Below are 26,352 nucleotides of genomic sequence, written 5' to 3' on the forward strand. Positions count from 1 at the left end.
GGGTACCCACGCGGCGGCCAGCGGAACTGGTTATTTTGGCTGGCCGTAGCCGCTGAGCTTGGCCGCGGCGCGGTCCAGCTCGGCGGGCGGGAGAAGTGCGGGGCTCCGGCCGGGTACGGATGCCGCGGCCAGCCAGACCTGGCACATCCATTCGAGCTGGGCGGTGCGGTCGTATGCCTGGTCCAGCGTCGCCCCGTGGACGACGGTGCCATGGTTGCGCAGCAGACAGCCGGAGCGGCCGCGCAGCGCCTGCAGCATGTTTTCGGCCAATTCATCGGTGCCGTAGAGCGCGTAGCCGGCGACCCGGACCGGCCCGCCGAGGGCGGCGGTCATGTAGTGGATCGCGGGGAGTTCGTCGACCAGCGTGGAGACGGCGGTGGCGTGAACGGCGTGGGTGTGGACGATGGCCTCGGCGTCTTCCGTGCCACGGTAGACGGCGAGGTGCATGGGCAGCTCACTGGTGGGCGCGAGGGTGCCCAGCACCTGTCGGCCGTCGAGGTCGACGCCGACCACGTCCCGGGGGCCGAGCCGGTCGTACGGGACGCCGCTCGGGGTCACCAGGACGGTGTCGCCGACCCGGGCCGACACATTGCCCGAGGTGCCGACGACGAGCCCGTCGGCGGTGGTTCTGCGGGCCGTGCGCACCACATGCGTCCAGGCCTGCCGCAGGGGCTGGGTCAGCCTCGGCTGTGGCCGTCGTGCCGATCGCGGCTCCGTCACGGGCCCTCACCTCCGGGGCGCGATCCTTCCATACGGACGCCGGCGCGTACGGGGGTCCGCGCGGACCGGGTACATCGGGTTGATGTATGGCCGTCAAACTCCATATGGCGAACGGGAGTACGGTCGAAATCCAGCCGTTCTCAGGCCCCCGCGCCCGCGTCACCGTGACGCCCGCCTCAGTTCATCTCCCGTTCACCCAGTTTCCCTACGTTCACCGTGCACTGACCGCCCTCCGAACTGATTGACCGGGTGTATGGAACACATCACGCTTCTCATCGGGATCGTGATCGTCACGGCCTTGGTGTTCGACTTCACCAACGGCTTCCACGACACGGCCAACGCCATGGCCACCACCATCTCCACCGGAGCACTCGGTCCTCGGGTCGCGGTGGCGATGTCGGCAGTCCTCAACCTCGTCGGCGCGTTCCTCTCCGTGGAGGTCGCCAAGACCATCTCCGGCGGAATCATCGACGAGGGCTCAGGAATCCGGCCCGAGGTGATCTTCGCGGGGCTGGTCGGCGCGATCCTCTGGAATCTGGTGACCTGGCTGGCCGGTCTTCCGTCCAGCTCCTCGCACGCCCTCTTCGGCGGCCTCATCGGCGCCACCGTGGTCTCCGTCGGCATGGACGGGGTCAACGGCGACGCGGTCGTCATGAAGGTCCTCATCCCGGCCGTGGCCGCGCCGGTCGTGGCGGGCATCGCCACGGTGGCCGCGACCCGGCTCACCTACCGGCTGGCGAACGACCGGGCCGCGGAGGACACCGCGAAGGGCTACCGCGCCGGGCAGATCGCCTCGGCCGCCCTGGTCTCCCTGGCCCACGGCACCAACGACGCCCAGAAGACCATGGGCGTCATCACCCTCGCGCTGGTCACCGGCGGCGTCATCGCGCCCGACTCCGACCCGCCCATGTGGGTCATCGTCTCCGCCGGACTCGCGATCGCCCTCGGCACCTATCTGGGCGGCTGGCGCATCATCCGCACCATGGGCAAGGGCATCACCGACATCCAGCCGCCGCAGGGCTTCGCCGCCCAGACCGGCGCGGCGACCGTCATCCTGGCCTCCTCCCACATCGGCTTCGCGCTGTCCACCACGCAGGTCTGCTCGGGCGCCGTCATGGGCGCGGGCGTCGGCCGCAAGGGCGGTGTGGTGCGCTGGTCGACCGCGGGCCGCATGGTCGTCGCCTGGGCGCTGACCCTCCCGGCCGCCGGTCTGGTGGCCGCCGGTGCGGCGCTGCTGGCCGGCCAGGGCAACGGGGGCATCGCGGCGGTCGCCGTCCTGGCGGTGCTGGGCTGCGGCGTCATCTGGGTGCTCTCGCGCCGCAAGCCGGTGGACGCGAGCAACGTCAACGCGCCGGGTGCGGAGTCCGCCGAGCCGGTCGGTGTCGTCACCGCCGCCGTGCGGTCGGTGGCCCCGCCGCCCGCCGGAAAGGCCCCGGCCACCGCGTCGGCCGCCGATGGCGCTGCCGGCACGGACGCCACGGACGTCACGGACGTCACGGACGCGGTGTCCGCCGCGCGCGCCTCGTCCGAATCCGCCCCCACCCCCGCCGCCGCGGGGACCCGTTCCTCCAGCTGACAGGGAGCACACGCAATGCACATCGACTGGGCGGCCCTCGGCCAGGTCTTCGGCGTCAGCCTCGCGGTGACGGTCGGCGTCGTAGGGGTCTTCACCCTGGGCATCATCGGCACCTCCCGTACGGCGCAGCCGCAGCCCCAGGCCACCGCGGGCGGCGCGTCCCCGGTTGCGCGCACCGGCGCGTACGCCTGTTTCGCGCTGTGCGCCGCGGTGGTGGCGTACGGCATCTATCTGATCGTGGCCTGAGGCCACGGAACGGCCGCGGGGCGGTGGGTGCCGATCGGCGCCCACCGCCCCGCGGCCGTTCCCACGGGCTGTGGGCCTCGGCACACTACGGCATCGCAGGTCACATGCCAGTTGACGGCCATTCGCGCCCCATGGTGGACTTCCCGAGCCAAACGGCGGCAGGAGAGGAAGCCGGTGAGAATCCGGCGCGGTCCCGCCACTGTCACCGGGGAGCGCTCTTCCCTCACCGCAAGGGGTCACGGCCGTCCGTACGCGAGGAAGGCTGGAAGACCGGGAGAGCCGCGGATCCGGGAGCCAGGAGACTCTCACCGCCGGTCACGTCGAGCCAGGGCGCGGACCCTGAGTGAGGACATACCGTCATGCCCGGCACTGCCACGCCGTCAGCCCCACCTGTCCATGTGCTCTGCGGCGGTTCCCGCCGCAGAGGCGTGACGGCGGCCTGAGGATGCGCGCGGACCACGCCTCGTACGCGTGCGGCGCCGCTCTCGGCTTCCTCGGCGACCTCGCCACGGGCGATCCTCGCCGCGGCCATCCGGTGGCCGCGTTCGGGCGCGCCGCCGCGGCCGTCGAGCGGCGGCTGTGGCGCGACCACCGCGGTTCCGGGGCCCTGCACACCGCGCTGTGCGCGGGCGGCGCGGCCGCCGGTGCCGCGCTGCTGGCCCGTACCGTACGCACCCTCGCGGGGCCCCGCCGTACGGCCGACGCCGCGCTGACCGCCGCCGCCACCTGGGCCGTGCTGGGCGGCACCTCGCTGGTACGGGAGGCGAGGGCCATCGGTGACGCGCTGGCCGCAGGCGACGTCGGCGCCGCGCGGGAGCGGCTGCCGCATCTGTGCGGACGCGATCCGCAGGCGCTGGACGAACAGCAGATCGCGCGGGCGGTCGTCGAGTCGGTGGCCGAGAACACCTCGGACGCGGTGGTGGGCGCGCTGGTGTGGGGGGCCGTGGCCGGGGTGCCGGGGCTCGTCGGCTTCCGGGCCGTCAACACCCTGGACGCCATGGTGGGCCACACGTCGGCCCGCTACCGCCGGTTCGGCTGGGCGGCGGCCCGGCTGGACGATGCCGCGGGCTGGCCCGGCGCCCGTCTCACAGCCGTCCTGGCCACCCTCGCCGGGCCCGACCCGCGCGGCGCGCGGCGCGCCTGGCGCCACGACGGCGGACGCCACCCGAGCCCCAACGCGGGCCCGGTGGAGGCGTCGTTCGCGGGCGCGCTGGGGGTGCGGCTGGGCGGCACGCTGGCGTACGGGGGCCGGGTCGAGCACCGCCCGGTGCTGAATCCGGGCGGCCGTCCCGTGACGGTGGCCGACATTCCGCGGGCGGTCCGCCTCTCACGGCGGGTCTCGGCGCTCGCCCTGCTCGCCACTGTCGCGGGCCGTTGCGCAACAGGCAGGAAAGGGGTGACCCGATGACCTCGGGGGGCGGACTGCTCATCGCGGGGACGACCTCGGACGCCGGTAAGAGCGTCGTCACGGCGGGCATCTGCCGCTGGCTGGCGCGCGAAGGGCTCCGGGTCGCGCCGTTCAAGGCGCAGAACATGTCGCTCAACTCCTTCGTCACCCGGGACGGCGCCGAGATCGGGCGGGCCCAGGCCATGCAGGCCGCCGCCGCGCGCGTCGAACCGAGCGCCCTGATGAACCCGGTCCTGCTGAAGCCGGGCAGCGACCGCAGCAGCCAGGTGGTGCTGCTCGGCAAGCCGGTGGGCGAGATGAGCGCGCGTGGGTATTACGGGGGGTCTGGGCCCGCGGCGAAGCCGCTGTCGGGTGCGGTGTCCCCCGAGGAAAGGCTGCACTCGGAGCGGCGCGAAGGGCTGCTGGACACCGTCACCGCATGCCTGAGCGAGCTGCGGCGCACCCATGACGCGGTGATCTGCGAGGGCGCTGGCAGCCCGGCCGAGATCAATCTGCGCCGTACCGACATCGTCAACCTGGGGCTCGCCCGGGCCTCGGGGCTGCCCGTCGTCGTGGTCGGGGACATCGACCGCGGCGGCGTCTTCGCGTCGTTCTTCGGCACGACCGCGCTGCTGTCCCGCGAGGACCAGCGGCATATCGCCGCCTACGTGGTGAACAAGTTCCGCGGCGACGTGACCTTGCTGGAGCCCGGTCTGGACATGCTGCGCGACCTCACCGGCCGGCCGACCGTCGGTGTGCTGCCGTACGCGCACGGCCTCGGCATCGACGAGGAGGACGGGCTGCGGGTCTCGCTGCGCGGCGCGGTGCGCGAGAGCGTCGTCGCGCCGCCGCACGGCGCGGACGTGCTGCGGGTCGCGGTGGCCGCGGTACCGCTGATGTCCAACTTCACCGACGTGGACGCGCTGGCCGCCGAGCCGGGCGTGGTCGTGCGCTTCGTGGACCGCCCGGAGGAGCTGGTCGACGCCGATCTGGTGGTGCTGCCGGGCACCCGGGGCACCGTGAAGGCGCTGGAGTGGCTGCGGACACGCGGTCTCGCCGACGCGATCATGCGGCGGGCCGCCGAGGGGCGGCCGGTGCTCGGCATCTGCGGCGGCTTCCAGGCGCTCGGCTACGCGATCGAGGACGAGGTCGAGTCGAAGGCCGGAACGGTCGCGGGCCTCGGGCTGCTGCCCGTACGGGTCCGCTTCGCCACGGGTAAGACCCTGGCCCGGCCGGTGGGCGAGGCGCTGGGCGAGCGGGTGGAGGGCTACGAGATCCACCACGGGGTCGCCGAACTGCTCGCCGGGGGCGACGAACCCTTCCTGGACGGCTGCCGGGCGGGCGCGGTGTGGGGCACGCACTGGCACGGCTCGCTGGAGAGCGACGGCTTCCGCCGCGCCTTCCTGCGGCGCGTCGCGGAGGCGGCGGGCCGGGCGTTCGTGCCCGCCCCCGACACCCGCTTCGGGGAGCTGCGCGAGGAGCAGCTGGACCGGCTGGGAGATCTGATCGAGGAGCACGCGGACACGGACGCGCTGCTGAGGCTCATCGAGAACGGCGTACCGGACGGGCTGCCCTTCGTGCCGCCCGGGGCGCCGGGAGGAACGGCTTGAGCACGAGACGCGAGCCCGCACGCACCGACCGCGCACGCACCGTAGGAGGTACCCGAGCATGACCACCGCTGCCTACCCGTTCACCGCGGTCGTCGGAATGGACGACATGCGGCTCGCCCTGCTCCTCAACGCCGTCTCCCCCGCCGTGGGCGGCGTGCTGGTGCGCGGCGAGAAGGGCACGGCCAAGTCGACGGCCGTGCGCGCCCTGTCCACGCTGCTGCCGCCGGTCGAGGTCGTCCCCGGGTGCCGCTTCTCGTGCGATCCGGCCGCGCCCGACCCCGGCTGCCCGGACGGGCCGCACGAGACCAGCCCGGGGGACGCGCGCCCCGCGCGGATGGTGGAGCTGCCGGTCGGCGCCTCCGAGGACCGCCTCGTCGGGTCACTCGACATCGAGCGGGCGCTGTCGGACGGGGTCAAGGCGTTCGAGCCGGGGCTGCTCGCGGACGCGCACCGCGGCGTGCTGTACGTCGACGAGGTCAACCTGCTGCACGACCACCTGATCGACCTGCTGCTCGACGCGGCCGCCATGGGCGCCTCCTATGTGGAGCGCGAGGGCGTCTCCGTACGGCACGCCGCGCGCTTCCTGCTGGTGGGCACCATGAACCCGGAAGAGGGCGAGCTGCGGCCGCAGCTGCTGGACCGCTTCGGGCTCACCGTCGAGGTCACCGCCTCGCGGGACACCGAGGAGCGGGTCGAGGTGGTGCGCCGGAGGCTGGCGTACGACGAGGACCCGGCCGGGTTCGCCGGGCGCTGGGCGCGCCAGGAGGGCGAGCTGCGGGAGCGCATAGCGGCGGCCCGCGCCCTGCTGCCCTCCGTCCGGCTGGGCGACCGCGCGCTGCGGCAGATCGCGGCGGTGTGCGCGGCGTTCGAGGTGGACGGGATGCGCGCGGACATCGTGACGGCGCGTACGGCGACGGCGCTGGCCGCCTGGGCGGGCCGGACGGACGTGACGACCGAGGACGTACGGCAGGCCGCGCTCCTGTCGCTCCCCCACCGGCGGCGGCGGGCGCCGTTCGACGCGCCGGGGCTGGACGAGGACAAGCTGGACGAGGTGCTGCGGCAGTTCGAGGACGACGAGCCGGACCCCGAGCCGGACCGCTCCGATCCGGACGACGGCCCCGATGACGACCCCGACGACCCCGACGACCAGGGCGGGCCCTCCCCGGGCTCCGGAGACGGCCCCGACGGGCCCGGCCGTGGCCACCCGCAGGACGACGGGCAGCAGCAGGCGCCGCCGCCCGGCGGGCCCGAGCCGTCCGGCCCCGAGCAGCGGTCGGCCGACCCCGAGGCGTCCGCCGAGGCCGCGCCCGAAGAGCCGGAGCCCCGCGCGGACGACGGCGGGGCCGGTGGCGGCGGCGCCGAGCGGGCGGCCGTGGGCGCCGCGGAGCCGTTCCGGACCCGGCGGCTGGACGTACCGGGGCTCGGCGAAGGCGCGGCCGGGCGGCGGTCGCGGGCCCGCACCGCGCACGGCCGCACCGCCGGTGCGCGCCGCCCCCAGGGGACGCTGACCTCGCTTCACCTGGCGGCGACGGTACGGGCCGCCGCCCCGCATCAGCACGTCCGCGGGCGGCGCGGCCCGGGGCTGCTGGTGCGCCGGGACGATCTGCGGGAGGCGGTGCGCGAGGGCCGGGAGGGCAACCTCGTGCTGTTCGTCGTGGACGCGTCGGGGTCGATGGCCGCCCGCAAGCGCATGGGCGCGATCAAGGGCGCGGTGCTGTCACTGCTGCTGGACGCCTACCAGCGGCGGGACAAGGTCGGTCTGATCACCTTCCGGGGGGCGGACGCGGAGCTGGCGCTGCCGCCCACCTCGTCGGTGGACGCGGCCGCCGCCCGGCTGGAACAGCTGCCGACCGGTGGCCGCACGCCGCTCGCGGCGGGGCTGCTGAAGGCCCGCGAGGTGCTGCGGGTGGAGCGGCTGCGGGACCCCTCGCGCCGTCCGCTGCTGGTCGTGGTGACCGACGGCCGGGCCACCGAGTCCAAGAAGGCGGCGGGCCCCGGTGCGGCCGCCGGTTCCGGTGGGTCCACGCCGGTGGCCCGGGCGAGCCGCGCGGCGCGGCTGCTCGCGGGCGACGGGGTCGCCTCGGTGGTCGTCGACTGCGAGTCGGGGCCGGTGCGGCTGGGTCTGGCGGGCGCGCTCGCCCGCGATCTGCGGGGCACGCCGGTCACCCTGGACGAACTGCGCGCGGACAGCGTGACCGCGCTGGTCCGCGATGTACGGACGGTACAGAACACACGGAGGGCAGCCTGATGCCGCAAGGACAACCGACCGTCGTCCCCGACGACGGGCTGACCACCCGCCAGCGCCGCAACCGGCCGCTCGTGCTCGTGCACACGGGCGTGGGGAAGGGCAAGTCGACGGCCGCGTTCGGCCTGGCGCTGCGGGCGTGGAACCAGAACTGGCCGGTCGGTGTATTCCAGTTTGTAAAGTCCGCGAAGTGGCGGGTCGGCGAGGAGCGCGCGCTGCGCGTCCTGGGCGACTCGGGCGAAGGGGGGACCGTCGCATGGCACAAGATGGGCGAGGGCTGGTCGTGGGTCCAGCGCGACATGGCTTCCAGCGAGGAGGCCGCACGCGAGGGCTGGGAGCAGGTCAAGCGCGATCTCGCGGCGGAGACATACCGGCTGTATGTGCTGGACGAGTTCGCGTATCCCATGCACTGGGGCTGGGTGGATCCTGAGGAAGTGGTGGCGGTCCTCCGCGACCGGCCGGGCACGCAGCACGTCGTCATCACGGGGCGCAACGCACCGGCGCCGCTGGTGGACTTCGCCGACCTGGTCACCGACATGTCCAAGGTCAAGCACCCGATGGACACCGGTCAGAAGGGCCAGCGAGGCATCGAGTGGTGAGAGTTCCCCGGCTGGTCGTCGCCGCGCCCGCCTCCGGCAGCGGCAAGACGACCGTCACCGCGGGGCTGATGGCGGCCTTCGCGGAGCGCGGTCTGGATGTGTCCCCGCACAAGGTGGGCCCGGACTACATCGATCCCGGCTATCACGCGCTGGCCGTCTCGCCCTCCGGTGGCGGCCGGGCGAGTGGCGGCCGCGCGCCTGGTGGCGGGGCGTCGGGTGGCGGGGCGCCTGGTGGCGGGGCCGGGCGGCCGGGCCGGAATCTGGACGCCTATCTGTGCGGTCCGGACCGGATCGCCCCGCTGTTCCTGCATGGCGCGGCGGGCTGCGATCTGGCCCTGGTCGAGGGCGTGATGGGGCTGTTCGACGGGGCGGCCGGGCAGGGCGAGCTGGCGTCCACGGCCCAGGTGTCCAAGCTGCTGCGGGCGCCGGTGGTGCTGGTGGTGGACGCGTCCTCGCAGTCGCGTTCGGTGGCGGCGCTGGTGCACGGCTTCGCCTCCTGGGACCCGGAGGTGCGGGTCGCCGGGGTGATCCTCAACAAGGTCGGTTCGGACCGGCACGAGGCGATGCTGAGGGAGGCGCTGGAAGGGGCCGGGGTGCCGGTGTTCGGTGCGCTGCGCCGGATGCGCGAGGTCGGCACGCCCAGCCGTCACCTCGGTCTGGTCCCGGTGGCCGAGCGGCGCGCGGAGGCGACGGATTCGGTCGCGGCGCTGGCCGCGTGGGTGCGGGAGGGCTGCGATCTCGACGGGCTGATGGCGCTGGCGGGCAGCGCGCCTCCCCTCTCCGGGCCGGTGTGGGATCCGGTGGCGGAGCTGGGCCCGGCGGCGGAGGCCGCAGCGGAGAGTCCGCTGCCGGAGGGGCGGCGGCCGGTGGTCGCCGTGGCGGGCGGGGCCGCGTTCACCTTCTCCTACGCGGAGCACACCGAGCTGCTCACCGCGGCGGGCGCCCGGGTGGTGCCGTTCGACCCGCTGCGGGACGAGCGCCTCCCCGAGGGGGCCGGCGGGCTGGTGATCGGTGGCGGCTTTCCGGAGGTGTACGCACCGGAGTTGTCCGCGAACGAGCCGCTGCGCGCCGAGGTCGCCAAGCTGGCGGCGACCGGTGCGCCCATCGCCGCCGAGTGCGCCGGGCTGCTGTATCTGGCGCGCTCGCTGGACGGCCGCCCGATGTGCGGAGTGGTGGACGCCGAGGCACACATGTCGGATCGGCTGACGCTGGGCTACCGTGAGGCCGTGGCCATTTCCGACACCTCCCTCGCCGCCGCGGGGACCCGGGTGCGCGGTCATGAGTTCCACCGCACCACCGTCGAGCCGGGCGCGGGGCCGACGCCCGCCTGGGGCCTCGTCCATCCGCAGCGCCGCGCCGAAGGGTTCGCCCCCGGCGCCGTGCATGCCTCGTATCTGCATGTGCACTGGGCGGCGGTGCCCGGTGTGGCGGCCCGGTTCGTGGCCGGATGTGTGCCCGCCGCCGGGTGACGGAGGCGGTGAGCTGAGGTGGACCGGACACGGAAGCCGGATCTGGTCATCGGCGTCGGTGCGGGGCGAGGGGTGTCCGTGGGCGAGGTGACCGGATTGGTGGCGGCGGCCCTCGCCGGGGCGGGCCTCGCGCCCTGCGGCGTCGCCGAGTTGGCGACGGTCGAGGCCAAGGCCGGTGAGCCGGGGCTGCTGGCCGCGGCCGAGCGGTTCGGGGTGCCGCTGCGTGGGTACGGAGCGCGGATGCTGGCCGCCGTCGAGGTAACGAATCCGTCCACGGCGGCGCTCACCGCTATGGGGACACCCAGTGTGGCCGAGGCGGCCGCGCTGCTGGCCGCCGGGCCGGGAGGCGAACTGCTCGTCGCCAAGCGGAAGTCGGAACCGGGCGCCGGCAGGCCGTCGAGGGCCACCTGTGCGATCGCCCGCCGTGGTCCGCGAAACGGCCGAAGACCTGCTGTGGCGTGTCCCGACGGCGCTCAGTAACGTCTCGGGGCGAGACTGCCACTCGCTCCCGTGAGACCCGCTTCACCTGCACCAAGGAGACCTCGTGACGACCCCGCCCGCGCTGCTCATCGCAGGCATCGGCACCCGAGACGCAAGGCGCGCCGGCGCCTTCCAGGACTTCGTACGGGAGTTGGGCGCGCGCCATCCCGACCTGCCCGTCGCGGGCGGCCTCACCAGGCCGGACGCGCCCCCGCTGGCCGACGCGGTGGCCGGGCTCGTCGGAGAGGGGGTGACCCGTTTCGCCGTCGTGCCCCTCAGCCTGAGCCCGGTGGAGCATCCCAGAGAGGGCGTCGCCGCCGCGCTGGCCCAGGAGGCGGAGCGGCACGCGGACGCCTCGTTCGTCTTCGGCCGCCCGCTGGGCCCGGATCCCCGGCTGCTGCGGGTGCTGGAGCAGCGGCTGGACGAGGCGCTGGGCGGCGGCCGGCGCTCTCCCTCGGACCGGGCGCAGACGACGGTGCTGCTGGTGGGCGACGGGTCGCCGCTGCCGGAGGGCAACGCCGAGGTGCACCGGGCCGCCCGGCTGCTGTGGGAGGGCCGTGGTTTCGCGGGCGTCGAGACGGCCTTCGCCTCGCTCGCCGCGCCGGACGTGCCCTCGGGGCTGGACCGCTGTGTGCGGCTCGGGGCTCGGCGGATCGTCGTGCTGCCGTATTTCCTGTTCGGCGGGGACGCGCTGGAGCGGGTGCGGCAGCAGGCGGAGGGCTGGGCGCTCGCGCATCCGGAGGCCGAGGTGGTATCCGCCGATGTCATGGGCCCGACCGTGGAGTTGGCCGAGCTGGTCATGGAGCGCTACGAGGAGGTGGCCGGGGTGACCGAGCGGGCGCGGCTCGACGACGAGGCGGCCCATGCCCACGCCCACCCGGACCTCCACGCCGATGTCCGCTGACATACCTGCCGGTGGGACGGTCCCCGGGTTCGATCTGCGGCATCACGGGGACGCGGAGGTGCGGGGCGCCGACGCCGGGCTGACGGACCTCGCGGTCAACGTCCGGGCCGGTACGCCGCCGCGCTGGCTCAAGGACCGTATCGCCGCGTCCCTCGACGGGCTGGCCGCCTACCCGGACGGGCGGGCGGCGCGCGCCGCGGTGGCCGCGTGCCATGGGGTGCCGGAGGGGCGGGTGCTGCTGACGGCGGGGGCCGCGGAGGCGTTCGTGCTGATCGCCCGCGCCCTTCCGGCGCGGCGCCCGGTGGTGGTGCATCCGCAGTTCACCGAGCCGGAGGCCGCGTTGCGGGACGCCGGGCATCCGGTGGAGCGGGTGCTGCTCGATGAGCGGGACGGCTTCCGGCTGGACCCGGCGGCGGTGCCGGACGACGCCGATCTGGTGATCGTCGGCAACCCCACCAACCCCACCTCCGTGCTGCACCGGGCCGCCACCCTCGCCGGACTGGCCCGGCCCGGGCGGACGCTGGTGGTGGACGAGGCGTTCATGGACGCCGTGCCGGGCGAGCCCGCGTCGCTCGCCTCCCGCACGGATGTGCCGGGGCTGGTCGTGCTGCGCAGCCTCACCAAGACCTGGGGGCTCGCGGGGCTGCGCATCGGATACGTGCTCGCGGACCCCGGCATCGTCGCCGAGCTGGAGCGGGTGCAGCCGCTGTGGCCGGTGTCCGCCCCCGCCCTGGCGGCGGCGGAGGCGTGCTGTGCGCCCGCCGCGCTGGCGGAGGCGGCGCGGGCCGCCGAGCGGACCGCCGCCGACCGCGCCTATCTGGCCGGCCGGCTGGGCGAGTTCGGCGAGGCCGGGCTGCGGGTGTGCGGCCCGGCGGCCGGTCCGTTCCTGCTGGTCCGGCTGCCGAACGCGGCGGCGATACGGGCCCGTCTGCGCGACCTCGGCTTCGCGGTGCGCCGCGGGGACACCTTCCCGGGGCTGGGCCCGGACTGGCTGCGGCTGGCCGTCCGCGACCGCGATACGACCGACCGCCTGGTCATCGCCCTGGCCAAGGCCCTGCAGGACGGCTGAGCCTCGCCACGGGTCCCGGAAGGCCCTTGGGGCCTGCCCGGGCGGGGTGAGCCGCGCCGGGCAGGCCCTGGCCGGTGCCGGGGGTCGGGGTGGGTCGACCTCCGGCACCGGCTGCTGGGTGGGGTGGTGCCTACGCATCACCGCGCGTTCCGGCGGCCCGCCGGCGGCGGCCCAGGAGCACCGCGCCGCCACCGGCGGCGAGCAGCGCGGCGCCGCCTGCCACCAAGTACGGGGTGGCCGAGCTGCCGCCGGTCTCGGCGAGGTGCTCCGGCTTGGGCTCCGGCTTCGTCTGGTTGCCGACCTGCGGCTTCTCCGGCTTGGCCGGGGCGCCGGGCGCCTCACAGGTCGCGTGGGCCAGGGTGACCTGACCCTCGACCTCGGAGACGTTGAGCTTGAGCGGGTTCACCGAGACCTTCAGCGCGAGCGCGGTGGCCGCCGCGGTGCGCGAGGTGGTCGCCGTGCGCGACAGATCCAGGCTCACCTGGCCGAGCGAGGGCACGTCGACCTTGGTGGAGCCGCCCGCGGTCAGGGTGACCTTCTTGCCGAGCACGCTGACCGTGCCGAGCACGTTGGAGTCGGCGGTCGGCTTCTTCCCGGCCGCGCACACGGCCTTCGAGGTGACCTGCTCGACCGTGATGAGCGGCACCGAGAGCAGCCCGGGCACGTTCACCTTGGCGTTGACGAGGTTGGAGTAGCCCTCGGACCGGGACTTGTCCGTGGCGGCGCGGGCCGTGGCCACGTCGGCGCGCAGCACGCTGAAGGGGCGGTCGCCGTTGACGCCCGCCACGGTCGCGCTGAGCGCGGTCTTGCTGGCGGTCCGGGGCGCCTGGACTTCGTTCAGCGAGGTCACCAGCGGTGCGGTGACGGTCTTGTTGAGGAGCGAGACGCTCAGGTCGGTACGGAGCACGGCCGCGCTCGCCTTGCCGGTGGTGTGGCCGGTCCGGGCCTGCGCCGTGGCCGCGGGCAGGACGCCCAGGACGGAGACGGCGGAGACAGCGGAGACCGCCACCAGACGGCGGGCGGGCATGCCGAAGAAGGTATTGCGTGAAAAGGACACGTGAGTTGACCCCCACAGGAGACATGGAGCCGCCGGCGCCTGCCGCGGGGGACTCCACGGGCGCCGACGGCCTCGACGACGCCATATTTGCGCACCGAGGGTAAACAGGCAGACACATGAAGTCCGTTCATCCCAAAGGGTGTTGTTCGCCGAAGCGTTCGACCGCCTCGTACGCCCAGGCCCCCTGGGCCCCGCTCAGAACACCCGGCCCCGCAGCACCACCCGGCGCGGCGCCGTCAGGACCCGTACGTCGGTCCGCGGATCGGCGTCGTACACCACGAGGTCGGCGGGGGCGCCCTCGGTGATCCCCGGCCGTCCCAGCCAGGCCCGGGCGCCCCAGGTGGCCGCCGACAGTGCGTCCCGCACCGGGATGCCCGCCTTGACCAGCTCGGCGACCTCCTGGCCGACCAGCCCGTGCGCGAGCGAACCGCCCGCGTCGGTGCCGGTGTAGACGGGGATGCCCGCGTCCCAGGCGGCGCGCACCGTGTCGTAGCGCCGCGCGTGCAGCCGCCGCATGTGGTCGGCCCAGCGCGGGAATTTGGCCTCGCCGCTGTCCGCGAGCGTCGGGAAGGTGGCGATGTTGACGAGGGTGGGGACGATGGCGACGCCCCGCTCGGCGAACAGCGGGATGGTGTCCTCGGTCAGCCCGGTCGCGTGCTCGACGCAGTCGATGCCGGCCTCGACCAGCGGGGCCAGGGTCTCTTCGGCGAAGCAGTGCGCCGTGACCCGCGCCCCGAGCCGGTGGGCCTCGGCGATGGCCGCCTCGACCGCCCCGCGCGGCCAGCAGGCGGAGAGGTCGCCGCTGTCCCGGTCGATCCAGTCGCCGACGAGCTTGACCCAGCCGTCGCCGCGGCGCGCCTCGGCCGCCACGTAGGCGACCAGGTCCTCCGGTTCGATCTCGTGCGCGTAGTTGCGGATGTAGCGCTTGGTGCGGGCGATGTGGCGGCCCGCCCGGATGATGCGGGGCAGGTCCTCGCGGTCGTCGACCCAGCGGGTGTCGGACGGCGATCCGGCGTCGCGCAGCAGCAGCGCCCCGGCGTCGCGTTCGGTGAGGGCCTGCTTCTCGCTCGTCGCGTCGTCCACCGCCCCGTGGGCGTCCAGGCCGACGTGGCAGTGGGCGTCGACGAGCCCGGGCAGGACCCAGCCGTCCAGCCTCGATACGTCCCGGGCCCCGGCCGGCCGGTCGAAGGTGATCTTTCCGTCGATCACCCACAGTTCGTCCCGCAGTTCGTCCCGGCCGCCCCCGGCGTCCCCGTCCTCCGGACCGGCCAGGATCCGCCCCTTGATGTGCAGCACCGCGCTCTCCCTCATGTCACGCACTGTACGAGACGGCGCCGGGGTGCTGACCGGCCAATTCCCAGGAAGCGAAAGAGCTCCACTCGTACAACACGGGGAGCGCTGCTACGCTCACGCAACCCACCGGACGAGGGACAGTGAGGAGGCCCGCGTGAGCGCTCCTACCGATGGCCCGGCAGACGCGGCCGCCGACTTACCGCCAGCGGACTTACGGGCAGCGGACTTACGGACAGCCGGGGTGCAGACGGCCGGAGCACAGACGGCCGACGCGCAGGCGGAGTTCCGGGAGTTCTTCGAGCGGCACCATGCCGAGCTGGCCCGCCTCGCCCACCTGCTGCTGGGCAGTTCCGACGGGGCGGACGACCTGGCGGCCGACGCGCTGGTCGCGGTGTGGCACCGGTGGGACCGGGTGCGGGTCGCCGAGCATCCGGCCGCGTACGCCCGGGGCGTGGTGGCCAACCTGGCCCGGTCCCGGATCCGCAGCCTGGTGCGCGAGCGGCGGCGGGTGGCGCTGTTCTCCTCGGAGCGCTCGGACCGGGTGGACGATCCGGATGTGTCCGCGATGGTGGATGTGCAGGCCGCGCTGGTGAGACTGCCGTTCCGGAAGCGGGCGTGTGTGGTGCTGCGGCACGCCTTCGACCTGTCGGAGCGGGACACGGCCCGCACCCTCGGCATCTCGGTGGGCACGGTCAAGAGCCAGACCTCCCGTGGCATCGCCGAGCTGGAGCGGCTGCTCGGCCCGCCGGACGACGACCCCGAGCGGCCCGCGGCGGGGACACGGGCGCAGGCCCAGCCACCCGCGCCGTCGGCACAGGAGACGGTACGGGGGCTCCGCCCCGGCCGCGTGGGTCACGCCGGGCACCCAGGAGGGAACGGTTGATGATCGACCATCGCGATGACCGGCGCGATGTCGCCGCCGAACTGCGCGAGGCCGCCGAGGCGCACCAGCCGGACCGGACCCGGATGCTGGCCCGGGTCACCGCGGGCATGGCGGCGGACGAGCGGCGACGTGTCCGGCGCGCCCCCGGTCGGCAGTGGGCCCGGCTGGTGGGCCCGGCGGCGGGGCTGGCCGCGGCGGTGGCCGCCGCCGGGATCGCGGTGGTGACCACCGACACCGCCGACGGGCCGCAGACGGTACGGACGTCGAGCGAACCGGCCGGGCCGCCGGCGGGCCGGGGCGGCGACACGACGAAGCGGCCGGGCGGCGGCGCGGGGGACGGGGCTGGTCGGCACACGCCGAGCGCCTTTCCCACGGCGGTCGGTCCAAACCACCTCGCCGATCCGGCGGTGCGCTCACAGGGGGCGATCAACCCCAATTCGAACCCGTACTGGGCGCAGAGTGACATCTCGCTCACGACGAGCAAGCCGCTGACGTCGCTGACGGTGGAGTTGCGGGTCGCGGAGAACGGCGGGGTGCGCACCACCGGCTCCTTCAGCACCGTGCATACGGGCGACCTGGCCACCTCGGTGCGCTCCGAGGACGGGGTGCTGGTCTACCGCTGGACGCTCCGGAAGGGGGCTACGGTACCGGCGGGCCGCTACGTCTTCGCGGGGCAGTACAACCACGCCGAGGGCAGCCGGGACGCCGGGCGGGACGGCTACTCCGCCACCGGCCACGGCCCGTCCGGGGCATTCGCCGTCCGCGGCGACTTTCGACGGTAGGTTCCCGGAGATCCGGCGGAATGAATTCCGGAAGGCCGTAAGATAAATTCGGGGCGTTTTTCAAACACCTCTTCCCAACTCGTCTTCCCCGGCTTCCGATCTCTAAACGCACTTTTTTTAGTGGCCCAGGACACGGTAATTCGGCGGCATCACGACCCCGTTACTCATATGTGACACACTCCACACGCGGTCCGTTTCACCCCGCTAACTCCCCCTCAAATCACCGCTTTTCAGCGATCCGACGCGCGCATGCGCGCCCTCGCGTGTTACCACATCGACCCCCCTCTACGTAACCCCTCTCCTCGATGCATTTTTAGATCGCGCTGGGTAAATTGAATTTGCATGACCGCCGCACAAGCAGACCGAGTAGGCGCCCGTAGCGAATTTGATTTGCCAGAGGGGCTGACCCTCGACACGCCACGCGTCGAGGATGGAGCCGCGATCTGGCGAATCGCCCGCGACTCCAAGACTCTGGACCTCAACTCCTCCTACAGCTACCTCCTGTGGTGCCGCGACTTCGCGGCCACCTCCGTGGTGGCGCGCGACGCCGAGGGCGGACCGGTCGGCTTCATCACCGGCTACATCCGCCCCGAGCGGCCCGAGACCCTGGTGGTCTGGCAGGTCGCCGTCGATCAGGCATGGCGCGGCCGCGGACTGGCCGCCACGCTGCTGGACGGGCTGACCGCCCGCGTCGCCGCGACGGGCATCCGGGGTATCGAGACCACGATCACCCCGGACAACACCGCGTCGAACCGGCTGTTCACGTCCTTCGCGGAGCGGCACGGGGCGCCCGTCGAGCGCGAGGTGCTCTTCGACGGCGGCCTGTTCCCCGACGGAGGACACGAGCCCGAGGTGCTCTACCGCATCGGCCCGCTCGCGGACCGTGGCTGAGCCCCGGATCCCCTGAGGTCATCCCCCGATTTCTGCCCCCGATCCCCGTACCCCGAGGGCGCACGCCCTTCACCCCCTCACCCCTCGCACTCATCTCCCAGGAGAATGCTGTGACCATCACCCCGCCCGCCCTGAGCGTCTTCGAGGCCCTGGAGTCGGAGGTGCGCAGCTACTGCCGCGGTTGGCCTGCTGTCTTCGACCGCGCGCAGGGCAGCCACATGTACGACGAGGACGGCCACACCTACCTCGACTTCTTCGCCGGGGCCGGGTCACTCAACTACGGCCACAACAACCCGGTCCTGAAACGGGCGCTGATCGACTACATCGAGCGTGACGGCGTCACGCACGGTCTGGACATGTCGACCACGGCAAAGCGCGCGTTCCTGGAGTCGTTCCAGAACAACATCCTGCGCCCGCGCGACCTGCCGTACAAGGTCATGTTCCCGGGCCCGACGGGCACCAACGCGGTCGAGGCCGCGCTGAAGCTGGCCCGTAAGGTCAAGGGGCGCGAGTCGATCGTCTCGTTCACCAACGCCTTCCACGGCATGTCGCTGGGCTCGCTCGCCGTCACCGGCAACGCCTTCAAGCGGGCCGGCGCCGGTATCCCGCTGGTCCACGGCACCCCGATGCCGTTCGACAACTACTTCGACGGCGCGGTCGAGGACTTCCTGTGGTTCGAGCGGCTGCTCGAGGACCAGGGCTCCGGCCTCAACAAGCCCGCCGCCGTGATCGTCGAGACCGTGCAGGGCGAGGGCGGCATCAACGTCGCGCGCGCCGAGTGGCTGCGCGCCCTGGCCGAGCTGTGCGAGCGCCAGGACATGCTGCTGATCGTCGACGACATCCAGATGGGCTGCGGCCGCACCGGTGCCTTCTTCTCCTTCGAGGAGGCCGGCATCACGCCGGACATCGTGACGGTCTCCAAGTCGATCAGCGGTTACGGCCTGCCGCTGGCGCTCACCCTCTTCAAGCCGGAGCTGGACATCTGGGAGCCCGGTGAGCACAACGGCACGTTCCGCGGCAACAACCCCGCGTTCGTGACCGCCGCCGCGACCCTGGACACCTACTGGGCCGACGGCCAGATGGAGAAGCAGACGCTGGCCCGCGGTGAGCAGGTCGAGCAGGGCCTGCGCGCCATCTGCGAGGAGAACTCCGGCATCTCCTTCCGTGGCCGCGGCCTGGTGTGGGGCATGGAGTTCGAGGACAAGCCGCGCGCCTCGGCCGTCTGCAAGCGCGCCTTCGAGCTCGGCCTGCTGGTCGAGACCTCCGGTCCGGAGAGCGAGGTCGTCAAGCTGCTGCCCGCGCTGACGATGACGCCCGAAGAACTGGACGAGGGTCTGCGGATCCTCGCCCGGGCGGTTCGCGAAACCGCCTGAACACCCTACGTAACGTAACAGCAGAAAGGCAGCGACTCACCGTGATCGTCCGATCCTTCAAGGACATCGAGGGCACCGAGAGGCATGTAAAGGCCAAATCGGGTACCTGGGAGAGCAAGCGCATCGTGCTCGCGCGGGAGAAGGTCGGCTTCTCCCTGCACGAGACCACGCTCTACGCGGGCACCGAGACGTCCATGTGGTACGCCAACCACATCGAAGCGGTCCTCTGCGTCGAGGGGGAGGCCGAGCTCACCAACGACGAGAACGGTGAGAAGCACATCATCACGCCCGGCACGATGTATCTGCTGGACGGGCACGAGAAGCACACCATGCGTATCAAAAAGGACTTCCGTTGCGTTTGCGTCTTCAACCCGCCGATCACCGGACGGGAGGACCATGATGAGAACGGGGTGTACCCCCTGATCACCGAGACCGAGGAGGCATGATTCGATGACCACGGTCACTGACCTGTACCCGACCCGCGGACCCATCGAGGTGGCCACGCCCCGCGTGGACCCCGTCGTGTGGTCCGAGCCCGGGGCCGAGGGTCCGATGCAGCCGTCCGAGCTGAGCGATTTCGATCGCGATGGCTTTCTGGCGATCGATCAGCTCATCACTCCGGACGAGGTCGCGGTCTACCGCGCCGAGCTGGACCGGCTGATCGTCGACCCGGACGTGCGCGCCGACGAGCGCTCGATCGTCGAGCCGAAGTCGAAGGACGTACGGTCGGTGTTCGAGGTGCACCGGATCAGCGAGGTCTTCGCGAACCTGGTGCGCGACCCGCGCGTGGTGGGTCGCGCACGGCAGATCCTCGGTTCGGACGTCTACGTCCACCAGAGCCGGATCAACGTCAAGCCGGGTTTCGGGGCCTCTGGCTTCTACTGGCACTCGGACTTCGAGACCTGGCACGCCGAGGACGGCCTGCCGAACATGCGGACCGTGTCGGTCTCGATCGCCCTCACCGAGAACTACGACACCAACGGCGGCCTCATGATCATGCCGGGGTCGCACCGTACGTTCCTCGGGTGCGCGGGCGAGACGCCGAAGGACAACTACAAGAAGTCGCTCCAGATGCAGGACGCGGGCACCCCGTCCGACGAGGCGCTGTCCGGCTTCGCCGACAAGCACGGCATCAAGCTGTTCACCGGCAAGGCCGGTTCGGCGACCTGGTTCGACTGCAACTGCATGCACGGCTCGGGCGACAACATCACGCCCTACTCGCGCAGCAACGTCTTCATCGTGTTCAACAGCGTGGAGAACACGGCGGTGGAGCCGTTCGCGGCGCCGGTGCGGCGGCCGGAATTCATCGGGGCCCGGGACTTCACGCCGGTGCGGTGATCCACCGGCCCCCTCGGCCCTGAACGTCAGGTGGATGGCCAGGGGGAGGGCGTCGCGACGCCCTCCCCCTGGCCACCTTCGTTTCCGCCCCCCCGCGCGGCCTCTTACGCGTCCCCCCGCAGCGCCGCCCTGATCCGCCGCGCCTGCTTGACCGTCTGGGACGAGCCCGGGCGGGCCGCCAGCTCGTCGATCCCGGGTATCGCCCCTCGGGCGCCGGACCGCTCCGCACACTCCGCCGCCAGCGTGAGGACAGGGGCGGCGCCCTGAGCCGATTCGCCCGCCAGGAACCCGGGGAGCGCGCCCGACAGCACCGCCCACACCGTGGCGTACGCGCCGGTGCGCGCCGCCTCCCGCAGCGCCTCCCCGAACCGCTTCGGCTTGAGCCGGCGCAGACCGGTCAGCTCGGCGATGTCCCGGCCGAGCCGTTCCGCGTCGAGCTGTCCGCGAGCGGCCAGCACGAGCATCGCGTCCACCGCGAACATCCGCTCGTCGAAGCGCCGCGCCCCCAGCCCGTACGCCACCAGCAGATGGGTCGCGGGCCCGGCCGGGCCGCCTGACTCGGCCAGCGCGGGCAGCACGGGCACACCCTCGCCGAGCTGGTCGAACTCGGCCAGGACCGCGAAGGCCGACAGCATCCGCGCCGCGATGATCTCCCGGTGCCGGGGCAGGAGGGCCAGGGCCCGCGGGGAACACTCCCCGCCACGACCGCATACACAGCGACTGCCGATGGGGTCGTGCGCGGCGAGCAGTGAGCGGAACGGCTCGGGACGGTCCTCGTGCCCGGGAAGGGCCTCGGTGCGCACGAGCACACCGGGGCGGGGGGTGCGGAGCCTGAGCGGCTCGGTCTCCCGGGAGACGACGGGGTCGGGCAGGCCGCCGGAGGCGAGCCAGGCGGCGAGCCGCCGCCCCGCCGGGGAGGTGAGCCCGGCCGCCGCCGCCCGCACCCCGGGCGGCACCTCCCGGTCGAGCCGCAGCAGGGCCAGTTCGAGGTCCGCGCGGCCGGGCTCGGTGCCGGAGCGCTCGTACGCGGCGAGCCGGGCCACCAGCTCCGCCGGGTCGATGACCCCCGTCGACCAGGTGGGCGTGGCCAGCAGGAACGGCAACGGGTCACCGCTGTCCAGCCGCTCCCCGATCTCGGCCGCGCGGCTGAGGCAGACGGACCAGATCGCCGTGTGCGGGCACTGGTACTCCCCGGACCGGAAGCGGAGGGTGCGCAGGTCCTCCTCGGTGGCCGTCCCCATGACGAACGTGACGACGGCTTCGAGGGCCTGCGCGAAGACGTGGCCGCTCCCCCACGTGACGAAGTCCCCGCGCTGCGCCACCACCGGGCCCAGCGCGGCGCGCAGGCCCGCCCGGTCGCCGTGGGAGTGCACCACGAGACTGTTCAGCGCCCGCTCCTCCTGCGCCGGGGTGCCGCCACCGCGCAGCAGCGCGCCGACCTCCTCGGCCAGCTCTGCGGGGCCGAGCGGTGCGGGGTCCAGGCGCTCGGGGCCCGGCACGGGCGGCAGGACGTCGCCCTCCGCGACGGGCGTGCCGGCCGCTTCGGCGGCCACGGGGTCACCAAACGCCTCGGCCGCACGGACGCGCAGGTCGGAGGGGAGCTGCCGGGCGCACGCCGCGACCTCGGCGAGGACGGCGGCGCCCGCCTGCTTGCGGTGGCGGACGACCAGGGCGAGCGCCTTGTCCTGGAGGCTGTGCTCCTCGTGCCCGAAGGTTTCGGCGGCCACCGGCAGCAGCTGGTCCGTGAGGGACCGATCCCGCTTCATCGCCTTGTCGAGCATGGCCAGCTGGGCGCGCACGATCTTCTTCTCGGGCCGGAGCAGGGCGGCCCCGGACGCCTCGATCAGGTGCTCGGTCGCCAGGCGGCCCGCCGCGTCGAGTCCGGCCAGCGTCTCCTGGGCCAGGGACGCGACCAGGGGGTGGCCGTCGGGCAGCATCCGCACCCAGGTGAGGGTGTGCGCCGCCCGCTCGTCCACGGTCAGGTCCAGGGCGGTCAGCAGGGCGAGGAAGCCCGTCAGCACGCCGGGCCGGCCACCGCGCAGCAGCCGCGACAGACAGCCCTCGACCAGCGTCTCGCGACTGAGCAGCCCCTCCCGGGCGAGCCCGGCGAGCGCGGCGGCCCAACCGGAGTCGTCCGGCCGGTGGTACTGGAAGTCCGAGCCGACCCCGGGCACTTCGAAGAGCCGGGGGACGACCGCCGTGAGGAACGGGTCGTCCCGGAGCCGTTCCGCGATCGTCATGCCACGGGCCGGGATGCCGCGCAACCAGCCGAGGACGAAGCCGTCCGTCGTGGGCGGCTCGCAGCCCGCGGCCGACACCAACCCCGCGATCAGCGGATACTCCTCATCCGCCGTGCGGCGGTCCGCCAGCCGCCGCGCCACCTCGCCCAGCCACTCGGGGTCACGGCCGCCCATCGCTTCGAGCACCAGCGAGAGATCGCGGTCGTCCCGCCACAGCGCGCTGCCCGCGAGCCATCCGGCCGCGGCCACCGCGCCCGTGCAGCATCCGGCCCCGGCGGGCAGCAGCGCCCGGAGCACGGCCAGGTGCCGATCGCTCCGCCGGGCGAGGTTGTCCCGCGTCTCCTTGCGCCACGCCTTGAGCACCGGCAGGCACTTCCGCCGCTCGGCGCCGGTGAGCGCGCCGACCAGCTCGGGGACGTCGTCGGCGCGCCCCTCGCGCACGGCGTGCAGCAGCCCGCGCACGCCCTCGGTGGCCCCGTCGGGGATGGCGTACGCGATGTCGTACGCGTCCTGGGTGGCGTCGCTCATCGGGTGGCTCCGTTGGGGGTGATGGCCGGGTCCTGGGCGGTGTCGGCCGTACGAGGTGCGGCCGTGCGGGATGTGGCCGTGCGGGATGTGGCCGTGCGGCGGACGATGCGGACGGCGAGGGCGTGCTTGCACGGGCCGCGGCCGCCGCGGTATTCGGCCCACCAGCGGCAGGTGCAGGTCAGCCGCCCTTCGGCGGACCTGACCCGGTGGATGTGGTCGTCGACGGTGACGGTGGCCGACTCGCCGTCGAGACGCACCGCGCCCGCCTCGACCAGGGCGCGGGCGGCCCGCAGCCGGGGGTTGTCGCGCTCGGCCCGCCCGGTGTCGTACGGCAGCTCCCGATGGAAGTACGCGGCCTCCGCCGTGTCGTAGCCGATGCGCCCGGCCGTGCCGAGGCGGGTGAGCGCCGCCCGTACCCGCTGCGGAGTGAGCCCGGACTGCGTGGCCAGGCCGGCGATGTCGACGGCCGGGTCCCAGGCGAGCAGTACGGAGACCAGGTCGGCGTCCTCGGCGGACTCGTCCGAGGCGAGGGCGTCGAGGACGCCGCCCTCGCCGGAGAAGCCCCGCGCGGCGTCCGGGGACAGGGTGAGGGTGAGGCGCATCCCCGGGAGCCCGATCTCCCACGCCCCGGCCACCGGGCCGCTGCCCGCCGTGACGGCCGGGCCGTGGATCCGCAGGCCCGTCGCGTGGCGCAGCACCCGGGTCAGCACGGTCAGCCGCTCCGGCCCCGGCAGGCAGACCGCGCCGGGCACCGGCCGTGTGGTCGCGCGCAGCGAACGGCCCGCGGGTACGACCCAGCGCGCTCCGCGCGACGCGCCCCGGCGGGCCCCGGGGCGGGGCAGGGAGCGGAGGAAGCGCACCGCCTCGGCCGCGGGGAGCTCGGCCCGCAGGTCGAACCCGGAGGCGACGACCTGCGTCTCGGCGAAGCCGCGCAGCCAGCGGCCGGGCAGCGGCACCTTCTTCTCCACCACCGGCCCGTCGAAGGTGGTGACGGTCAGCTCGTCGGGCCCGACCTCCAGACGCAGCGGATCGGTCGCGCCCACGCGGGTGAGGGCGTCCCGGAGCGGGATGTTCACGTCGACATTGGTGGTGCCGTGCCCGATGTCGTCGCCGTCGAGGGCGTCGCCCAGCATGTCGAGGCGCGCGTACACCCCGCAGCAGCCGGAGAACGACTCGAACCGCAGCCGGTCCCCGTTCCCGGTGACGACCGGGTCCAGCGAGAACGGGGGCAGCGGCTGGTAGTAGCGGGCGGCGGCGACGTCCGCGACGCACAGCAGTCCGGCGGCGGCTGCCTGGGGGTGGGTCAGGAAGCCGCGGAAGAAGCGCGGATGGGCTTCCTGACCGGCGGGTGTGCTGCCGCCGGAGGTCTCCAGGCCGAGGCTGCGCCCCTCCGCCGTGGAGCGCACGGCGGAGGGGCGGAGATAGGCGTATGTCTGTGCCGTTCGTGTCATGGCTGGGACGCTAAGGCCCGCCACTGACAGCGTTTCGGGTCCGCGGTGGAACATCCGGCCACGGGCCGGACGGTCGAGGTGTTTCCCCAGCACTTCGCGGCGCTCAGGCGCCGGACAGCAGCTCCAGGAGGCGGTCCACGTCGGCGGGGGTGTTGTAGAGGTGGAAGGCGGCGCGCAGGTTCCCGGCGCGCGCCGACACCTGCACGTCCGCCTTGGCCAGCCGGGGCGCGGCCTCGCCGAGCCCCGGTACGGAGACGATCGCCGAGCCGGGCGCGGGCAGGCAGGTGTGCCCCAGGCCGCTGGCCCCGGCGCGGAAGCGGTCGGCGAGGGCGCTGTTGTGGGCGTGCACGGCCTCGGTGCCCAGTTCGTGGAGCAGGGCGAGCGAGTGGCGGGCCGCGACGTACGCGAACACGGCCGGAGCCTCGTCGTAGCGCCGCGCCGACCGGGCCAGTTCGGCCACCGGCCCGTAGCAGCTGTCCCACGGCTCCTCCCCCGCGACCCAGCCCGCGAAGACCGGGGTGAGGCCGCCCAGGTCGTCGGGCACGGTGAGGAAGGCGGTGCCGTGCGGGCTCATCAGCCACTTGAAGCCGATGGCCACGGTGAAGTCGTCGGCCCCGGCGCTCACCGGCAGCCATCCGGCGGCCTGGCTGAGGTCGACCAGGGTGCGCGCCCCGTGCGCGCGGGCGGCGTCCCGGATGGCGTCGAGACCGGCGATCCGGCCGTCCGCCGACTGGACGGCGCTCACCGCGACCAGCGCGGTGTCCGGCCGTACCGCGTCCGCCAGCTCCTCCAGCGGCGCGCTGCGCAGTACGAGGTCGCGGCGTACGGCGAAGGGGTTGACCAGGGAGCTGAAGTCGCCCTCGGCGGTGAGGACTTCGGCGCCGGACGGCAGCGAGGTGGCGATCAGTCCGGCGTATACGGCGACCGAGGCGCCCGCCGCGACCCGCCGCGCCGGTACGCCGACCAGCCGGGCGTAGGCGGCGCGGGTCGCCTCGACCGACTCGAAGGCCACGTCGATGACGCGGCCGCCGGCGGCCGCGTCGTCGAGGGCCGCCTTCATGGCGGCCACGGAGCGTGCGGGGATCAGACCGCTGGAGGCGGTGTTGAGGTACGTCGTCTGTGGCGCGAACTCGGCGCCCGCCAGGCTCTCCATGTCCATCCACTATGGGACGGGCCCACCCCGGCGTCCATCGCACATCTCTGCAGGGTGCCCCCAGGGATGCTTATGCGTCCTCGCTGACCTGCGACGATTCCCACGCCTGGGTGAGCGCCCGGGTGAAGACCTCGGCCGGCTGTCCGCCGGAGACCCCGAAGCGGCGGTCCAGGACGAAGAAGGGCACGGCGTTCGCGCCGAGCTCCGCGGCCTCGCGCTCGTCGGCCCGTACGGCGTCGGCGTAACGGCTCTCGTCGGCGAGCACCGCGCGCGCCTCCTCGGCGTCGAGCCCGGCGTCGGCGGCGAGGGCGGCCAGGGTGGCGGGGTCGAAGACGGAGCGCTCCTCGGCGAAGTGTGCCGTGAGAAGCAGATCGAGCAGGCGGCCCTGGCGGCCACGGTCCTTGGCGAGGTGCAGCAGCCGGTGGAGGTCGAAGGTGTTGCCGTGGTCGCGGCCGGGGTGCCAGCCGAGCCCGGCGTCGGCGGCGGCCCGGGCCACCCGTGCCTCCATGGCCTCGGCCTGCTCGCGCGGGACGCCGTACTTGGACGCGAGCATGTCGAGGACCGGGGAGGTCTCGCCGCGGGGGCTGTCCGGGGCCAGCTCGAACGAGCGGTGCACCACCTCGACCTGCTCCCGGTGCTCGAAGGCGGCGAGGCCCTGTTCGAAGTGGGCCTTGCCGATGTAACACCACGGGCAGGCGATGTCGGACCAGATTTCTACGCGCATGCGGGAATCAACCACCGGGGCGCCGGATTCCTTCCCACCCCGGATCCCTTCCGCCCCGGATCCCTTCCGGCCCCGGAACGCGAGGCGGCCGTCGGGGGGGGGGGGGGGGGGGCCCCGGGCCCCCCCGCCGGGGGGGGGGGGGGGGGGGGGCGCGGGGGTGTGCCGGGGGGCGGGGGCGCGGCCGGGGGGGGCCGCCGCGCGGCGCGCGCGGGGCGCCCGTTTGGGGTGGTTGGGGGGGGGGGGGTTGGGGGGCCCGGGTTGGCGGGCGGGCGGGCCCCGGGGGGGGGGCGCCGGGGGGGGGGGGGGCCCCCCACGGCAGATCCTCGGTTCGGAC

At 73.9% G+C, this 26,352-nt stretch carries 23 protein-coding genes and 1 riboswitch; of the genes, 16 read left to right on the plus strand and 7 right to left on the minus strand.

The window, feature by feature from the left end; translation table 11 throughout:
* Positions 1-30: 30 nt before the first annotated feature.
* Positions 31-720, minus strand: a complete 690-nt coding sequence (locus tag ACFZCY_RS40465) for a class II aldolase/adducin family protein (RefSeq protein ID WP_391185414.1) — start codon at positions 718-720, stop codon at positions 31-33.
* A 253-nt stretch (positions 721-973) separates the two neighbouring features.
* Here ACFZCY_RS40465 and ACFZCY_RS40470 point away from each other — a divergent pair, with 253 nt between their 5' ends.
* The 10 genes from ACFZCY_RS40470 (at position 974) to cobC (ending at position 12,305) form a co-directional block, all read left to right on the plus strand.
* Positions 974-2,296: an inorganic phosphate transporter gene (locus tag ACFZCY_RS40470; protein WP_391185416.1), complete on the plus strand. Its 1,323-nt coding sequence runs from the start codon at positions 974-976 to the stop codon at positions 2,294-2,296.
* 15 nt (positions 2,297-2,311) lie between these two features.
* A complete protein-coding gene (locus ACFZCY_RS40475) occupies positions 2,312-2,542 on the plus strand; it encodes a hypothetical protein (protein WP_391185420.1) in 231 nt (76 codons plus the stop codon).
* A 163-nt stretch (positions 2,543-2,705) separates the two neighbouring features.
* Positions 2,706-2,847, plus strand: a riboswitch (cobalamin riboswitch).
* A 140-nt stretch (positions 2,848-2,987) separates the two neighbouring features.
* Positions 2,988-3,950, plus strand: a complete 963-nt coding sequence (locus ACFZCY_RS40480; RefSeq protein WP_391185423.1) for a cobalamin biosynthesis protein — start codon at positions 2,988-2,990, stop codon at positions 3,948-3,950.
* On the plus strand, positions 3,947-5,539 hold the full coding sequence (locus ACFZCY_RS40485; RefSeq protein WP_391185426.1) for a cobyric acid synthase: 1,593 nt from the start codon (positions 3,947-3,949) through the stop codon (positions 5,537-5,539). Before ACFZCY_RS40480 ends, ACFZCY_RS40485 begins: the two co-directional genes overlap by 4 nt.
* Positions 5,540-5,597: 58 nt before the next feature.
* A complete protein-coding gene (locus tag ACFZCY_RS40490) occupies positions 5,598-7,787 on the plus strand; it encodes a putative cobaltochelatase (RefSeq protein WP_391185429.1) in 2,190 nt (729 codons plus the stop codon).
* Positions 7,787-8,383 carry a cob(I)yrinic acid a,c-diamide adenosyltransferase gene (cobO, locus tag ACFZCY_RS40495; protein WP_391185432.1) on the plus strand — a complete coding sequence of 199 codons (597 nt, stop codon included), beginning with the start codon at positions 7,787-7,789 and terminating at the stop codon, positions 8,381-8,383. Before ACFZCY_RS40490 ends, cobO begins: the two co-directional genes overlap by 1 nt.
* Positions 8,377-9,852, plus strand: coding sequence for a cobyrinate a,c-diamide synthase (locus ACFZCY_RS40500; protein WP_391185435.1), 1,476 nt, complete (start codon positions 8,377-8,379; stop codon positions 9,850-9,852). Before cobO ends, ACFZCY_RS40500 begins: the two co-directional genes overlap by 7 nt.
* Positions 9,853-9,870: 18 nt before the next feature.
* Complete coding sequence (locus tag ACFZCY_RS40505) at positions 9,871-10,332, plus strand: cobalamin biosynthesis protein (RefSeq protein ID WP_391185438.1); 462 nt, start codon at positions 9,871-9,873, stop codon at positions 10,330-10,332.
* 64 nt (positions 10,333-10,396) lie between these two features.
* Positions 10,397-11,236 (plus strand): CbiX/SirB N-terminal domain-containing protein, encoded by an 840-nt coding sequence (locus tag ACFZCY_RS40510; protein WP_391185440.1) that lies wholly within the window; start codon positions 10,397-10,399, stop codon positions 11,234-11,236.
* Positions 11,226-12,305 carry an Rv2231c family pyridoxal phosphate-dependent protein CobC gene (gene cobC / locus ACFZCY_RS40515; protein ID WP_391185443.1) on the plus strand — a complete coding sequence of 360 codons (1,080 nt, stop codon included), beginning with the start codon at positions 11,226-11,228 and terminating at the stop codon, positions 12,303-12,305. Before ACFZCY_RS40510 ends, cobC begins: the two co-directional genes overlap by 11 nt.
* Positions 12,306-12,435: 130 nt before the next feature.
* Here cobC and ACFZCY_RS40520 read toward each other — a convergent pair whose 3' ends face one another.
* Both ACFZCY_RS40520 and ACFZCY_RS40525 read right to left on the minus strand, forming a co-directional pair.
* Positions 12,436-13,332 (minus strand): SCO1860 family LAETG-anchored protein, encoded by an 897-nt coding sequence (locus tag ACFZCY_RS40520; RefSeq protein ID WP_391185446.1) that lies wholly within the window; start codon positions 13,330-13,332, stop codon positions 12,436-12,438.
* 225 nt (positions 13,333-13,557) lie between these two features.
* Complete coding sequence (locus tag ACFZCY_RS40525) at positions 13,558-14,673, minus strand: amidohydrolase family protein (RefSeq protein WP_391185448.1); 1,116 nt, start codon at positions 14,671-14,673, stop codon at positions 13,558-13,560.
* 223 nt (positions 14,674-14,896) lie between these two features.
* Between ACFZCY_RS40525 and ACFZCY_RS40530 the strand changes: the two genes are divergently transcribed.
* The 6 genes from ACFZCY_RS40530 to thpD all read left to right on the plus strand — a co-directional run bounded on the left by ACFZCY_RS40530 (position 14,897) and on the right by thpD (position 19,922).
* Positions 14,897-15,538 (plus strand): SigE family RNA polymerase sigma factor, encoded by a 642-nt coding sequence (locus tag ACFZCY_RS40530; RefSeq protein WP_391185450.1) that lies wholly within the window; start codon positions 14,897-14,899, stop codon positions 15,536-15,538.
* Positions 15,538-16,320 (plus strand): hypothetical protein, encoded by a 783-nt coding sequence (locus ACFZCY_RS40535; protein WP_391185452.1) that lies wholly within the window; start codon positions 15,538-15,540, stop codon positions 16,318-16,320. Before ACFZCY_RS40530 ends, ACFZCY_RS40535 begins: the two co-directional genes overlap by 1 nt.
* Positions 16,321-16,662: 342 nt before the next feature.
* The gene (ectA, locus tag ACFZCY_RS40540; RefSeq protein ID WP_391185455.1) at positions 16,663-17,211 is read left to right on the plus strand and encodes a diaminobutyrate acetyltransferase; all 549 of its coding nucleotides are present in this window, start codon (positions 16,663-16,665) and stop codon (positions 17,209-17,211) included.
* Positions 17,212-17,321: 110 nt separating this feature from the next.
* Positions 17,322-18,584: a diaminobutyrate--2-oxoglutarate transaminase gene (gene ectB / locus ACFZCY_RS40545; protein WP_391185457.1), complete on the plus strand. Its 1,263-nt coding sequence runs from the start codon at positions 17,322-17,324 to the stop codon at positions 18,582-18,584.
* A gap of 41 nt (positions 18,585-18,625) precedes the next feature.
* Positions 18,626-19,030: an ectoine synthase gene (locus ACFZCY_RS40550; RefSeq protein ID WP_391185459.1), complete on the plus strand. Its 405-nt coding sequence runs from the start codon at positions 18,626-18,628 to the stop codon at positions 19,028-19,030.
* A 4-nt stretch (positions 19,031-19,034) separates the two neighbouring features.
* Positions 19,035-19,922: an ectoine hydroxylase gene (gene thpD, locus ACFZCY_RS40555; protein WP_391185462.1), complete on the plus strand. Its 888-nt coding sequence runs from the start codon at positions 19,035-19,037 to the stop codon at positions 19,920-19,922.
* A gap of 104 nt (positions 19,923-20,026) precedes the next feature.
* Here thpD and ACFZCY_RS40560 read toward each other — a convergent pair whose 3' ends face one another.
* The 4 genes from ACFZCY_RS40560 to ACFZCY_RS40575 form a co-directional block, all read right to left on the minus strand.
* A complete protein-coding gene (locus tag ACFZCY_RS40560; protein WP_391185465.1) occupies positions 20,027-22,690 on the minus strand; it encodes a DUF6493 family protein in 2,664 nt (887 codons plus the stop codon).
* Entirely contained in the window at positions 22,687-24,141 is a 1,455-nt protein-coding gene (locus ACFZCY_RS40565) for an SWIM zinc finger family protein (RefSeq protein WP_391185468.1), read from the minus strand. The genes ACFZCY_RS40560 and ACFZCY_RS40565 overlap by 4 nt, the downstream gene beginning before the upstream one ends.
* Before the next feature lie 103 nt (positions 24,142-24,244).
* On the minus strand, positions 24,245-25,294 hold the full coding sequence (locus tag ACFZCY_RS40570; RefSeq protein WP_391185471.1) for an aminotransferase class V-fold PLP-dependent enzyme: 1,050 nt from the start codon (positions 25,292-25,294) through the stop codon (positions 24,245-24,247).
* Between the two features lie 70 nt (positions 25,295-25,364).
* Positions 25,365-26,018 (minus strand): DsbA family protein, encoded by a 654-nt coding sequence (locus ACFZCY_RS40575; protein WP_391185474.1) that lies wholly within the window; start codon positions 26,016-26,018, stop codon positions 25,365-25,367.
* Positions 26,019-26,352: the final 334 nt, after the last annotated feature.

Source organism: Streptomyces sp. NPDC007983, assembly GCF_042958345.1.
Taxonomy (GTDB): domain Bacteria; phylum Actinomycetota; class Actinomycetes; order Streptomycetales; family Streptomycetaceae; genus Streptomyces.

Coding starts and splice junctions, on each gene's coding strand:
- thpD (WP_391185462.1), top strand. CDS start 19,035: ATGACCACGGTCACTGACCTGTACCCGACCCGCGGACCCATCGAGGTG.
- cobO (WP_391185432.1), top strand. CDS start 7,787: ATGCCGCAAGGACAACCGACCGTCGTCCCCGACGACGGGCTGACCACC.
- ACFZCY_RS40470 (WP_391185416.1), top strand. CDS start 974: ATGGAACACATCACGCTTCTCATCGGGATCGTGATCGTCACGGCCTTG.
- ACFZCY_RS40575 (WP_391185474.1), bottom strand. CDS start 26,018: ATGCGCGTAGAAATCTGGTCCGACATCGCCTGCCCGTGGTGTTACATC.
- ACFZCY_RS40490 (WP_391185429.1), top strand. CDS start 5,598: ATGACCACCGCTGCCTACCCGTTCACCGCGGTCGTCGGAATGGACGAC.
- ACFZCY_RS40525 (WP_391185448.1), bottom strand. CDS start 14,673: ATGAGGGAGAGCGCGGTGCTGCACATCAAGGGGCGGATCCTGGCCGGT.
- ectA (WP_391185455.1), top strand. CDS start 16,663: ATGACCGCCGCACAAGCAGACCGAGTAGGCGCCCGTAGCGAATTTGAT.
- ACFZCY_RS40535 (WP_391185452.1), top strand. CDS start 15,538: ATGATCGACCATCGCGATGACCGGCGCGATGTCGCCGCCGAACTGCGC.
- ACFZCY_RS40485 (WP_391185426.1), top strand. CDS start 3,947: ATGACCTCGGGGGGCGGACTGCTCATCGCGGGGACGACCTCGGACGCC.
- ACFZCY_RS40480 (WP_391185423.1), top strand. CDS start 2,988: ATGCGCGCGGACCACGCCTCGTACGCGTGCGGCGCCGCTCTCGGCTTC.
- ACFZCY_RS40560 (WP_391185465.1), bottom strand. CDS start 22,690: ATGAGCGACGCCACCCAGGACGCGTACGACATCGCGTACGCCATCCCC.
- ACFZCY_RS40520 (WP_391185446.1), bottom strand. CDS start 13,332: ATGCCCGCCCGCCGTCTGGTGGCGGTCTCCGCTGTCTCCGCCGTCTCC.
- cobC (WP_391185443.1), top strand. CDS start 11,226: ATGTCCGCTGACATACCTGCCGGTGGGACGGTCCCCGGGTTCGATCTG.
- ACFZCY_RS40475 (WP_391185420.1), top strand. CDS start 2,312: ATGCACATCGACTGGGCGGCCCTCGGCCAGGTCTTCGGCGTCAGCCTC.
- ACFZCY_RS40570 (WP_391185471.1), bottom strand. CDS start 25,294: ATGGAGAGCCTGGCGGGCGCCGAGTTCGCGCCACAGACGACGTACCTC.
- ACFZCY_RS40565 (WP_391185468.1), bottom strand. CDS start 24,141: ATGACACGAACGGCACAGACATACGCCTATCTCCGCCCCTCCGCCGTG.